Annotated in this window: 7 protein-coding genes; all 7 read right to left on the bottom strand. The window is 69.2% G+C overall.

The genetic code is table 11. The annotated features are described in order from the left end of the window. Positions 1–27 precede the first annotated feature (27 nt). On the bottom strand, positions 28–2,499 hold the full coding sequence (locus P3102_RS18940) for a caspase family protein (protein ID WP_276360458.1): 2,472 nt from the start codon (positions 2,497–2,499) through the stop codon (positions 28–30). After that, on the bottom strand, positions 2,499–5,375 hold the full coding sequence (locus tag P3102_RS18935; RefSeq protein ID WP_276360457.1) for an AAA family ATPase: 2,877 nt from the start codon (positions 5,373–5,375) through the stop codon (positions 2,499–2,501). Before P3102_RS18935 ends, P3102_RS18940 begins: the two co-directional genes overlap by 1 nt. Positions 5,376–5,398: 23 nt before the next feature. Beyond that, entirely contained in the window at positions 5,399–6,841 is a 1,443-nt protein-coding gene (locus P3102_RS18930; RefSeq protein WP_276360455.1) for a hypothetical protein, read from the bottom strand. A 24-nt stretch (positions 6,842–6,865) separates the two neighbouring features. Beyond that, complete coding sequence (locus P3102_RS18925) at positions 6,866–9,562, bottom strand: CHAT domain-containing protein (RefSeq protein ID WP_276360454.1); 2,697 nt, start codon at positions 9,560–9,562, stop codon at positions 6,866–6,868. Between the two features lie 48 nt (positions 9,563–9,610). After that, positions 9,611–10,531: a hypothetical protein gene (locus P3102_RS18920; RefSeq protein ID WP_276360452.1), complete on the bottom strand. Its 921-nt coding sequence runs from the start codon at positions 10,529–10,531 to the stop codon at positions 9,611–9,613. A gap of 245 nt (positions 10,532–10,776) precedes the next feature. Beyond that, entirely contained in the window at positions 10,777–11,433 is a 657-nt protein-coding gene (locus tag P3102_RS18915) for a 4Fe-4S single cluster domain-containing protein (protein ID WP_276360451.1), read from the bottom strand. After that, positions 11,430–12,638, bottom strand: coding sequence for a hypothetical protein (locus P3102_RS18910; protein WP_276360449.1), 1,209 nt, complete (start codon positions 12,636–12,638; stop codon positions 11,430–11,432). The genes P3102_RS18915 and P3102_RS18910 overlap by 4 nt, the downstream gene beginning before the upstream one ends. Between the last annotated feature and the right edge of the window lie 12 nt (positions 12,639–12,650).

The following is a 12,650-nucleotide window of genomic DNA, read 5'->3' as shown; positions in this document are numbered from 1 at the left end:
GTTTCCTTTCGCCTGGGGGATTGGCTGCTACTGAAGAACTGACGGACCGCGGACGAGCGATTCGTCGATGGTCAGATCGAAGGTGAAGTCCGCCGTGCGGACCGTGTTCTCCGTTTTCAGCCGGACTGCCCCGAACCGTTCATCGGCTCGGAAGCCTGCCCGGTACAGGCCGATGACCCGGTCCGACGACGCCGCGAGCAAGACTTGGGCGGAGTCGACGATCTCGGCGGCCGAATCCCCTGCCAATACCGAGAAGTCCACTTCGTTCCCGGCGTCCGGTGATATCCATACTGCGATTTCCAGTCGTTCGCGCACCTCTCCCACGAACACCGGCCTGTCCGCGACGCTGAGCCGGGTGCCGTCTACCGCCCCGCTGAACCGTGCGGTGTGGGTGTGATGGCCGACCTTCCCGTCGGCGCCGGTGGTCATGACCAGCATGTCGAGCCGGAAGTCTTGGCTGCGGAACGAGCGATTGTGGTGCACGACCAACGCGGGCAGCCGGATGGCGACCCTGGCAGGCGGCCCGATTTCACTCGAGGCAACGGGGTCTGGGCGGTCGTCGACCTCGAATACCGCCCTCTCGGCACGCGGTGCGGGCGTCGCCACGACATCGAAGTCGAGGGTCCGCACCGCGAAGCGCACCGGGCGCGTCAGCATCGGTGTGATGAGTTCTCTGCTGTCCTGGGCACCCAATCGCCGGAGCTGCTGTTCCAGCCGGTTCAGTGGCCGACCCGTGCGCACGCCACCCTGCTGAAGGACGATCGCATCAGTGCGCTCCTCGCCGAGCAGGACCATGATCGTTTCCCGGCGGGGCCTCACCGGTGGCACTGACGACGGCCAGCTCAGCTCGAAACCGGGTAGCGCACCCGTCACGTCGTCCCCGCCGAAGACATATCGCTGGTGTGGCGCGATGGGCACGCCGCTCGGATGCGCGGGGTTCAGCAAAGTGACCTGTGAGGACACACCGATGTCCAGCAGGGACGCATACAGGTACTGGTCACTATCGTTGTGCACCACCACGCAGACTGCCTGACCAGGGTGGAGCACGGCACCGCCTGCTGGCAGCGGGTGCGCGACACCATCGACGACCCGCGCCAGCTCGACGCGAACCGGCACGGGCAACGCCATACCCGGATCTTCGCAGAAGCGCAGTAACGCTCGCGCTCGCGCTATCCGCTTGAGGTCCCCCAGCAGCTGATCGGCGTCAGGTTTCGGCTGGTTCAGCGGACCGGTGATGTCGTACAGTGCGATGCCCTCGGAGCCGGCCGCCACGCGCACCACCTCGGCCTCATCCGGCGAGGCCACACGCAGCGTCGGCTCCGCCTGCACCTGCTTCATCAGCAAATCCAACCCGGCGTCGAGAGAAACCGGGAGCGACGGCACTGCCGTGGCGATCAACTGGGCAAAGGCGCCCACGGGAAGCTCCAGATCGGGCGAGGGACCCTGCAACCTGCCGAAGGCCGCATGGCCGTCGGTCCACTCGATCACCACGGCGCCGAGCAGGTCGTCTTCGTGGTAGATAGCGAACTCGTCGCCTTCCTTGTAGCCGAGCAGCCGGGCACCCGCGATGCGAATCCACTGACGCTGCCGGGAGGCGGGCAAGGACGCGACCTGATCCACCGATTCGATCCCGAACAGCTCCCGGTCACCAGGTCCCTCGACCTCCGGCCGCTGTACCCCGCACCGCTCCAGGACGAGCTGCCGGACCCGGTCGGCAACGGTCGCCCACGACAATCGCCCGGCCTGCGGGTCGAGCGAGTCGAACGTACGGGTGAGCGCGTCGGTGAAGTAGCCCATGGGCACGTCATCGTCGTTGAGCGCCTCGTAGGCCCACTGGTTCGTCGCGCAGGCCACGATCCGAACCGCGTCCGGATTACCACGGGGGTTCAACCTCGACAGGTCGGAGCCGTCGCGGTGAAGCGAGTCCAAATGCGCCCGGGCCACGTACGGCGGTACGGCGCGGGGCCAGGCCTTCGTCACGCCGCCAAATTCCAGATCGCGAGAGAGAGCGCTGGAGTGGCAACAGTCGAGGATGACCGCGGCATTGCGGGTGCGCGTGGTGAGCCTGTCGAGCAACAGGGAAAGCTCCACGTTGGCGATGCCGCGGAAATCGTCCTCTGTGGACTCCTTGAAGTCGGTCGGCACGATGTACTGCACCACCCCCGGCCCTGGCATGCCGTCGGCGAGCGAGGGATCCTTGGCGTAGGCGCCGTGACCGCTGTAGTAGACGACGACGGCGTCGCCCTGGCCCGACTGGCTGATCAACCGTTCGTACGCATCGAGAATTCCCGCCCGGCTGGCGTTCTCTCCGTCGCACACCACCGGTGTGAAACCCCAACGTGCCAACGAGGCCGCCATCGCGGCGGTGTCGTTGCCGGTGCCGGACAGCCCCCCGGCATTCGAGCCGATCAACAGTGCCCTGCGTGTCATGTTTCCCTCCAGGTTCCAGGTACGCGGAACCAGACCCGGGCCGTGCCCTGGCCTGTCCTCGCGGTCCATCAGTTCCCCAACAGCCCGTTCTCGCGGGCGATCCGCACGGCGTCGGGGGCGTTCTTGGCGTCGAGCTTGCGCATCGCCGACGCACGCTGGTTGGCCACGGTGGACGTGGCCACCTGCAGCTGGTTGGCGATCTGGCGGTTGGTCAATCCTTGGGAGACGAGGCCCAGGATTTCGAGCTCGCGGTCGGCGATCCCGAACGGTCTCTTCGGCCGGGCCGGGACCCTGCTCGACAGCTTGTGTGCCCGGCTGATCCGCTGGATCAGCTCGGCCAGCGGTTCGGCTCCGAGCCTGTTCGCGATCCTCGCGGCTTCCGCAGCCGCCTCGGCCGCGGCCGGTCTGTCGTGAGCCCGGGCGGCGGCTTCCGTGGAGCGGGCCAGCGCATACGCCTCGGAATACGGTCGTTCCAAACCAGACCACGAATCCGCGAGCCCGTTCCACGTCGCCGGGTCATCCACGCCCGCGGCCCTGGCTCGCTCAGCTGCACAGAGCGCGGCGAGTACCTGCGTCTCGGGATCACTGCCACCGGTCGCCCGTGAGGCCACTTCGTCGGTAAAGACCTGGAGTTCCGGCGGCGGACAGGGACCTGGCCAGTCAGCGGCGAGCCGAAGTCCATAGGCGCAGAGCTGCAACACCAGCAGCGCGTCTTCGCTTGCGGCGACCGCCTCGATCCCGTGCCGCACAGTCCTCAGCGCGCCCTCCAGGTCGCCGCGAGCGGCGGCCAGCTCGGCGAGGCAGCGGTAGAGGGGGCTCAGGAACCGCGGTTGCGTGCTGGGCAAATTCCGCACACTCTCCAACATCCGTTCGGCGTCGTCGAACCGGCCGGTCGCCAGGTCGACCTCCGCCTTGGTCAGCCGCTGGAACGTGGTCTCTCGCGCCGGGTGGTAGCGCAGCACCTCCTCGACGAGGACCGCCGCCTTGTCCCACTCACCGATCTGGAACAGGGTGGCGCAGGCGTTGTTCGCCAGCAGCGCCGACTGCCGGGAGTCGAGCAGGCCGAACTCCCTCGTTTTCGCCAGGCCGAGCTGGAACTGTTCGGCGGCCTCGGCTATCCGGCCCGCACGCTCGAAGCACACGCCGAGGTTGCCACGGGCTCGTAGCTGGTCTTCGAGCTGATCTTCCGCTTCGGCGATGCCCAGTGCGCTTTCCACGGCCGCGATCGCGTCGTCGTGTCTGCCGAGACCGGACAGCGCCAGCCCCCGGCTGATCTGCGCGCGCCCGACTTCCGGACCCGCAGACGCCGTTTCGGCTTCCGCTTCGGCCTGCAGAGCGAGTTCGAGTGCTTCCGTGCACTGCCCGGACTTCACCGCCGCGGTGGCGAGGGCGGAACGAACACGGGAGCCCGCCGCGCTCGGCCGTACCTCGGTCAGCAGGCGGTCCGCGGAACGCAGTTCGGCCAGCGACTCCTCGTCGTCGCCCGCCTCCCACAAATAGCTGCTCAGCCGCTCGTGCAGGCCACCGCGCAGCACGAGATCCGCCCCGTTCGCGGCTTCCACCGCCCGGCGAGCCCAAGTCACGCATTGACGGAGGTGCCCGGCCCAGCGGGCGGCGTTCGCGGCCACCTCCAGCACCTGCGTCAGCGTGGTGCCCGTGACTTGCTCCGGTTCGGGCAACCGCGGCCACAGATCCAGCGCACGGGCGTACTGGGTTTCCGCTTCGGTGAACGCCCGTAGGCGCATGGCGAGGTCCCCTGCGCCGACCGAGGCGTGCAGTGCCCGGCGCGCGTCGTCCGCGGCGAACCAGTGGTAGGCGAGCTCAGGCAGCAAGTGAGGGTTCGACGGCGTCTCCTCGGCCAGCGCCTCGGCGAACTGGGCGTGCAGGCGCTTGCGTTCCCGGGCGAGCACCATCCCGTACGCGGCTTCGCGGAGCAGGGCGTGCTGGAACCGGTACGACGCGTCGTTTCCGTCCTCAACCAGTACTCGTCGTTCGAGGCATTCGGTGAGCGCGGCGTCGAGCGCCTGGTCGTCTAGACCGGAGATCCGGGCCAGCAGGGCGTCCCCGACCCGGCGGCCCGCCACTGCCGCGACCTTGGTGAGCTCGCCCGCGTGCTGCCCGAGCCGGGCGAGGCGCTCACGCATGAGGTCGTGCAGTGACGGCGGGATGCGGGTGACGCCCGATCCGGACTCGGCGACCAGCTGTTCGGTGAAGTACGGGTTGCCCTCGGAAAGGGTGAAGTACTCGTCGGCCCGCTCGGGGCTGACGTCCTCCCCGGTCAGTATGGCGACGAAGGACCGCAGCTCCTTGCGGCTGAACGGCGGCAGCGTCATCCTGCGGGTGCGGCGGACGAACTCCGGCTCGGTCAACCGGACCCGCAACGGGTGCCCGGTGCGGAGCCCCGATCGGTAGCTGCACACCAGCATCAGCCGCTCATCGGAGTTGGTGAGCACCAGGAAGGCGATGAGATCCAGGGTGGCGGTGTCGGCCCACTGGACGTCCTCGAACACCAGCAGCAAAGGTTTCTGGCCGCCGAGGTGGTCGAGCAACCGGGAGACCGCGCCGAACACCCTGGCCTGCGCGCCGTATCCCGGGGCGGGCCCGGGGCCGGTGGTGAAGTCGGAGATCAGATCGGCCAGCTCCGACCAAGCCGGTCCGGCCAGGTCCCTGGCGCGCCGCTCGCCTTCGGCACGGACCAGGCCACGCAGCGCCTCGGTCAGAGGTCCGTACGGAATGCCGTCGCCCGCCAGTTCCAGGCAGCCGCCCGCCAGTACGAACGCGCCGGACTCTCGCGCGGTACGTGCGAACTCCTGCAACAGCCGGGTCTTTCCGGTACCGGCCTCACCGTCGAGCACCACGGCCGTGGGCCGCCCTTCGGCTGCGGCAGCCAGCAGCTCCGAGAGCAGGCGGAGTTCGGCGACCCGCCCGAAGAACCGGTTTGTCACCGCTGTCCCTTTCACGCTGCGCGTCAGCCGAGCGGTTGGGTCGCGGCCTTCAGCGACACGGGCCAGGGGTAGTCCGCGGGCAGCCCCTCGATCGCCTTGCGCAGCTCGGCCGCGGCGAACGCGGCCCGGCAGGCACAGCGCAGGGCGTGCAGTTCCGCCGCACGGTCCGCGCCCAGCTCCCCGGTGGCCAGTGCGGCGTCGAGGCGTCCGGTGAATCCGGCCGCGACCGTCTCCAGTCCGGCGAGCGGCCGCCCGGGGGAGAGGAAGGCACCCAACGAGCGCAGCACCACCGGCAGGGCCGAGTGGCCGGCCGGGAGCGCGCGCACGGCGGCCAGCAAGGCCTGCGCGCCGAGTTCGGAGTCGGTGCCGTCGCCGTGGGAGTCCGCGCGTTGTCGCAAGCACAAGAACGTGGCGTAGACGAAGTGGGCCAGCGCGGTGTCCTCTTCGGACAGTTCGGCATCGTCGCTCTCCATGACCTCACTGGCCAAGGCGATGGCGTCGTCGACGGTTTCGACATCGGGCGCGGCCGAGTCCGGCAGCAGGAGCCGGGCCGTCTCGTTCCAGCCGTCCTGTTCGAGGGACAGCAAGTCCACGAGGGAACGCATCAGGTCATGTCGAGCAGGTCGCGGCGGGTCGACAGCCGGGGTCAGCCCGCGCGGCTCGTTCGCACCTTCTTCCCCTTCGTCTTCGATGATGATCACGGGTACTTCGTCACGTGGCACGTCGAGGATTCCCGCTCCCGGCTCCAGCACCGTGCGCATCAACCCGACGACACCCGTGCCACCGGCGTCGAATCGCTTCTTCATGTCGGCGAACCGCATGAAGAGGCCTTGCATCGCGGACAGGTCCAAGGGGTTGGCCCCGATGCCGTGCATGGTCTTCATCAGCCCGCACATCTGCAGCATCAGCTCGGCCATGTCCAAGACGTCAGTCGACACTCCAGCCGTCTGGCTCACTGTCCGCAGGAGTTGCTCGGCGCGGTCGAGGTTCGGGTCGGCCGCGGGCGAGCGCCGCCCGGCGAGCATGTCGATCGGCGACAGCGACATCGTCTCGGTCAGCCGCTGCTCGGAGTTGGTGATCAGCAGCGTCGACAGCACCACACGCAGGATCGCCGAATAGGACGCCGTGAACGTTCCTTGTGTGATGGCCTCCTCGAGCAGCGCGATGGCTCGAGGCCGTTCGCCTCCGTGCCGGACCTGCGAATCGCGGAAGCCGAGCAGGAACCCCAGGAACGCCGCGACCTGCGGCCGCTGCGGGTCGCCTTCGCGGTGGTAGCCGTAGATCTCGTCGGCGCAGCGGATCGCCTCCTCCAAGTCTGCCCGCGCCGAGGGGGACTCGATCGGCGCCGCCATCATGCGTTGATACAGCTTCTGCGCCAGGCTGCCCAGCGGCTCCGATCTGGCGGGTCCGGTGAGTCCCGCGAGCCGGGCGCGCAGCTCGTCGATGGTCTCGGTGGTGTAGGACATCCGGTCTCCTCCGGTCTGGGCTGATCAATGACCGCCGTGGATGAACCCGGCCCAGCCGACGACCCCGGCGTGCTCGCGGCCGCCGACGAGCTCGCGCAGGTGGGCGGGCATGGCGTCGGGCACGGGCGTTTCCGGGCGGAGCATGCAGAGCTGAGCCGCGCGCAGCGCCTGCCACGGCGGCAGCCGCTCCGTTCTCAGGTAGTGGTGGAACAGGTACATCAGCATCGAGGTGGCCTCGTCCGGCACCGCCCACTGCGTGGAGAGGACCGTGCGGACGCCGCCGGCCAGGAACGCCGTGCCGAGGCTGTACGCCTCGTCGTAACCGTGGATGGACCGGCCCGTGTGGCACGCGGCCATCACCACGAGACCGATCTGCCTGTTCGGGTTGCTGTTGAGCAGCCGCACGATCTCGTCCGCGCCCAGCTCGCCATGGCCGCCCGCGGGATCGGGCGCCAGCAGCAGGCTTGCCTTCGCCGTTTGCTCGTCCGAGGTGAATTGGCCGTGGCAGGCGAGGTGGAGGACCGCTCCCGCCTGTGGTTTGTCGGCGGCCAGCCAGGCCCGCACCTGCTCGGCGGTGCCCGGCCCCGACGGACTCACCGAGCCGTTCGGGCGGCGCCCCACATACTTCGCCGCGCGCAGGAACGCTTTGTGCACCTCGAAGGCCTCCAGCCGGGCGGCGGGCAGATCCCGTGGGAGACCTTCCGTTCGCGGGTCACCGACGACGAGGCCGGTCGAGGTCAGCCGTACCGGTGGCCGGGTGGCGTTGGCGCAGAACTCACGCGCCGACACCGCCTGGGAGAACGCGGCCAGCTCCACGGCATAAGTGCCCTCCGCGTTGCGCGCGGCCTGCCAGGGGATGGCCGCCAGCTCCGCCATCGGGATGAGCACGATCCGCGGTGTCCGGTCGCGTTTCTCCGCGTCACGGGTGAAGTAGCGCTCCAAGAGCGGGCCGATGGCCACTCGCCAGGCCCACTCGCACAGCTCGTCCAGGCGGTCGGTGAAGGGCGCTTGCGCGGCCGGGGACAGCTCGCGGGACAGCTCCGACAACGCGGCCAGGTATCCCTCGGCCTCAGCCTCCTTTCGTACGCGGAGGTAAGGCAGTGGCAGGTAGGCCATCGGCCCCTCACGCGGTACCACCAGGGCCATTCCCCCCTGCTGATTTTCGGTGGGAACGAGGTAGACGAGGGCGTCCGCGTCCACGGCCCGCAGTGCGGCTCGGACTTCCGAGGGCGTCGGCAGCTTGAGCAGCTTGTCGACCCCGCCCGCGGCCGCCACCAGAACCTCGATGGCCTCGGCGCGCAGTCCCGAGGCCATCGGTCCTTCGACCTCCCAGCGGCGGGCCAGGTCATCGCGACCCGCCGCCCGCAGCCTCGGTACGAGGTCGAGCACTTCGACCTCGGCGAACAGCATCAGGCCGCGGCCGGCGTCCAACGCGTCCATCGCGCGCGCGTAGTCCCCGGTGACCAAGCACTGCCGGGCGAAGTCCATGCCAGAGGTGGCGGCCTCCCGCAGCCCGATCCTGGCCACGGCCGGATCTGACTCCACCAGGGCCTGGTGGGCGAACCGGTACATGGCTTCCAGGCCCGCGACGTCGGACTCGCGCCGGTTGCCCACCCGCCGCCTGATCTGCGCGAGCATGTGGTGGACGTCGGTCCACAGCCGGTTGGCCGGGCCACCGCGGCCACGCATGTCATCGATGAGGTCTTCGAGTACCTGCTGGGCCTCGTCGAGGCCTTCAGTGGTGCCGAGGACTTCCGCCCGCTGCCACAGACCGAGGGCGATCCCGTTTCGGGCGGCGTCCCGCAGAGGGCCGGGCTCGTCCGCCGCCTCCCTCGTCAGTTCGATGGCGCGGTCGATTCGGATCAGGTCGGTCTCGTCGCCGCCGCGTAGCAGGGCGATGGTCGCGGCGAGTTTGCCCCCGGCTCCCGCATCGACACCCGCGTACTTCCGGATGATTTCGTCGGTGGTCAGCTCGCTGTGGTCGGGTTCGGGACCGGATACGAGGTTCAGTAACGCTTCGCCCTCCACTGGCAGCGCGAAGTCGGTCGGGTCCAGGCCAAGGGCGGCCGCGTTGCTGCCCAGTCGGCCGAGGAGGTCTCGCACCTTTCCCCAGTCGCCGGTGTGCATCGTGCGGAGATAGTCCCGCATCGTGGCTTGCATTTCCCGGAGAGGTGCAGCCTGCGGCACGTCGCCGGCTCGGTCGATCAAGTCCTCCAGCGCTTTCGCCGCGTCGGAGATGCTGCTCTGATCACCCCGGTGAAAGGCGGTACTGAGCCGTACCGCTCTGCGGGCGGCCTCGATCATTTTCAGCGTGGGCGGGGCGTCCGCCTGCCTGTTCGCGAGCTCGTCCAGCTCGGCGATGGCGGCGGCGTCGTCGACCTCCCGGTGCTGCACCTCGTGTGCGAGCTGGAAAGCGCGTCCCGAGTCTCGCGCCTGTGGCCAGGCCAGTAAGTGCGGCGGCGCGGTGTCCACCATGCTCAGCAGCGCACCGAGATCGCTCATGGTCTTCATGGGCGGTGCGCCGCCGCCCTTGGTCAGCAGGGTGACCATCGTGGCCGCGAGTTCGCTGCGCTGGGGGTGTCCCTCGGGTAGCGTGTTCAGCTCGGCCAAGAAAGAGGACACGTCGGTCGATTCGACCGCGCCCGCGGCCATCGCGTCCACGGTGGCCCGGCAGCGGGTGACGACTTCCACCTCAGCCGGGGCGTCCGGTCCGTTCTCCACGCAGCCTCCTCGATCGCGTCTTCTCTTCTTTGACGGACGGACGTTTCTTCACCGGGCGGCCACGGCGGCGAGGACGCGGCCCACCGCCGTGGGGCCGTCGGTCCACGGCTCGTCGTGGAACACCGACGACACCACTTCCACCACAACGGCTTCGGGCACCTCGCCGCCGGCGATCCGGCGGTCGATCGCCGCCATCGCGATCGCCGCCCGCTCTGCGAGCGCGTCCGGTTCTTCCAGACGGAAGGCCGGGTCGGCGCCGTCCTCCGACGGGAACCGCGACAGCGAGACCGACAGCAATCGCTTGTGTCCCAGAGGTCTTTCCACGTAGTCGGCATACCACTTTGGCCGGGCGCGCATGGCCGTCAGCACCACCTCGGTCGCCTCTTCGACCACCTGCAGGGCGGTCGCGGGATCGCTGCCGCGAGCCACGCGGTACTCGGCCCACTGCTCGGTCGGCCAGATACCGGGGCCCATGGCGATGTCAGAGCCGGCGAACTCCAAGATGTCGACGGCCAACGCGGTCAGCATCGGGTCCTCGTCCAGCTTGGCCGCCAGCCAGCGAGGGACCCTGGGGCGCTGCAGCGCACCGCGTTCGCTGCGGCGGCGACGGTAGCCGTCGACGGTGGCGTAGGAGAGACGGCTGTGGATCCAGCCCTCCAGTGAGGTGATGGGAATGCGCGCGTTGTGGAACACGTCGTGGACAACGGCCTCCATATCGTCGTGGAAGCGGTCCAGGCACCTGTCGGCGAGATTGTGGACCGCTACGGCACAGCGGTCGTGGCCGCGTTTGAGTTCCAGCTTTCTGGTGAGATTCCGGAATACGACCGGCTGGGCGATCTCGAAGACGGACGCCCGCAGGCACCTGCGGGCGTCGCCGCGGGCGATGGCCGCGCGGTCGGCAAGTTCGCCCCGGCTCGCCAGCCGCCGGACCTCGTCGGGAGCAGTGCGGAAGAAGTCGTTCTCGGCCATCGGAAGGCTCCTGGGATTCATGATTGCGTCGGTAAAACCGAAGCTAGGAGCCGTTTTCCGCGGATTCGATGGACCGGACCGGAATTGGTGACAAGTGCCTATTCCGGAGCGGGTGGATGATCACCTCGAACGTCGGACTAGACCGCTTCTCGCCATGTCGGGCTGCCCGGCCGTCCTGTTCGTGCTTGGAGGGCGATCACGTGTGCTTGGGCGGCGATCATGCGTGATTGGACGGCGATCACGCCTCAGGGGCGCCAGGTGGTGTCGGTGATTCGGAGCCCGACACCTTTCAAGGACCGGTCGAGGTTGCGCAGCGCCTCTTTGCGGGGTGTGCCGATGATCCAGGGGTCGTTGCCGCGCACCTCGATCTGGAGTGGTCCCTGCTCGGGCGCATAGTCGATGAAGTCGGCGTAGCGGAGCTCGCCCAGCTCGGTCCGGGGGACCATCCGCTGGTTCGCCGATCCCCGCCACACCAGCTCGGTCGGGTTGGCGACCTCGAACCGGCCGAAGACCACGACATCGGCGAGTGAGAGTGCTGCTCGCCGCGGTTCGTCCAGCTCGTCCTCGTCGTAACCGGTGTACACGAGGAAATCGAGCTCCCGGGCCGCACCGCGCCGGACCTCGTCCGCGGCGGCGAGGAAGGCGGAGAGGCCATCGGCCTGCTGGAGCGGTTCCCCGCCGCTCACCGTCAATCCGTCGGCACCTTGTCCGACCGCGGACCGCCACAGCTCGGCGAGATCCTCGACCGAGGTCTCCACACCGCCGTCGGCGGACCAGGTGTCCCGCGACATGCATCCCTTGCAGGACAACGTACAACCCTGCACCCACACGGTCAGCCGGTTCCCGGGGCCCAGTGCGTGGACGGGGTAGTGGGTCTGACTGATCCACAACCAGGCGCTCATCCGATCTCCTCCTGACGCAGGACGCTCAACCGGTGCTCCACGGCCTCGGTGAAAGCCGCGTCACCCATGGTGGCGGACAGAGCGTCGAAGTAGGCGTATTCCGCCGCCCGGTAGGCGGCCTGGATGGCCTCGATCAGGGTCTCCGGCTGGCGGTCGTCGTTTTCCGGGACGACCGCGCCGAAGTCCGCGAAACCCGGATCGAGCCGCAGGACCACCTGCTGCAGCTCCTCGTCCAGCGCCTCGAAACGGCGCCGGTTCTCCGCATAGGCCTCTTGGAACGGGTGTCTGCGGGCGAGGCCGATCATGAACGAGACGGAGCCGCCGACCAGCAAACCGGCCGTCAACGTCACCACCAGTGTCGTGCCGGTGATGTCGAGGGAAGCCAGCCGGACCCGGTCGACACCGACGACGGCCGCCGCGACCATGCCGAGGAGGATCGCCATCGTCGCCCAGGCGAGCGCCAGGACCGCCGCCGCCGGTGTGAGGGCACCGTCGCTGCCGGTGGCGTGGCCGGAGCGCACCATGAGCGCGGTGACATGTGGCCCCAGCACCATCAGCAACGCCGACGATATCCCGAGAGCCCAGGCGGCGCCGGGCAGCGCATTCCCCAAGAAATGCTGATAGACCAGGAAGTGCAACGGGCTGAGCGCGGCGACGATACCGGCGAGGATGAGCACCCGCCACCAAATTCCGAGTGCCGTGGTCTCGCCTTCCCATACCGGATCGTCCACGGGCACCTGCTCCGCGGCAGGGGTGTCCTCGGCGGCGGGCGGCCGGTCCAGGTCGGGCTCCCGTAGCCATGCCTCCTGCCCCGCGAGGCGGCTCATGTTCAGCTGCGCGCCCGCCATCCGCTGCCGCGCCTCGTCCCGCCGCGCCCGCAGCGGCGCGGTCTGATTCAGTACCGAGAGGTGGCGGTCCCGTGCTGACGCGACCGCGGCCCGGCACCGCTGACGCAGGACGTTCACGTAGTCCTCGTTCCCCGCCTCGGCATCCTGTACGGCGAGGAAGGGGTCGGTGAACGACCAGCCGTCGCGTACGTGGTTGCGGGCGTCGGCCTCCCCGCGCGCGCTCGCCTCGGCGATGAGCACCGCGGCCGGGGTGCGCGGCTCTTCGGTGGCGACGGGCAGACGCGGCTCGAGCCGCGCCACCGGACGGCGGCGACCGAACACCCGCGCTGCGAACGAGTTCTGCGGGGGATGAGTCACGGCGAGTTCTCC

The organism is Amycolatopsis sp. QT-25 (assembly GCF_029369745.1).
In the GTDB taxonomy this organism is placed as follows: Bacteria; Actinomycetota; Actinomycetes; order Mycobacteriales; family Pseudonocardiaceae; genus Amycolatopsis.
This window is presented reverse-complemented; position numbering and strand designations above follow the sequence as displayed.

Excerpts from the sequence above, each read along its gene's own strand:
- P3102_RS18940 (WP_276360458.1), bottom strand. The coding sequence starts at position 2,499 with ATGGACCGCGAGGACAGGCCAGGGCACGGCCCGGGTCTGGTTCCGCGT.
- P3102_RS18930 (WP_276360455.1), bottom strand. The coding sequence starts at position 6,841 with ATGTCCTACACCACCGAGACCATCGACGAGCTGCGCGCCCGGCTCGCG.
- P3102_RS18920 (WP_276360452.1), bottom strand. The coding sequence starts at position 10,531 with ATGGCCGAGAACGACTTCTTCCGCACTGCTCCCGACGAGGTCCGGCGG.
- P3102_RS18915 (WP_276360451.1), bottom strand. The coding sequence starts at position 11,433 with ATGAGCGCCTGGTTGTGGATCAGTCAGACCCACTACCCCGTCCACGCA.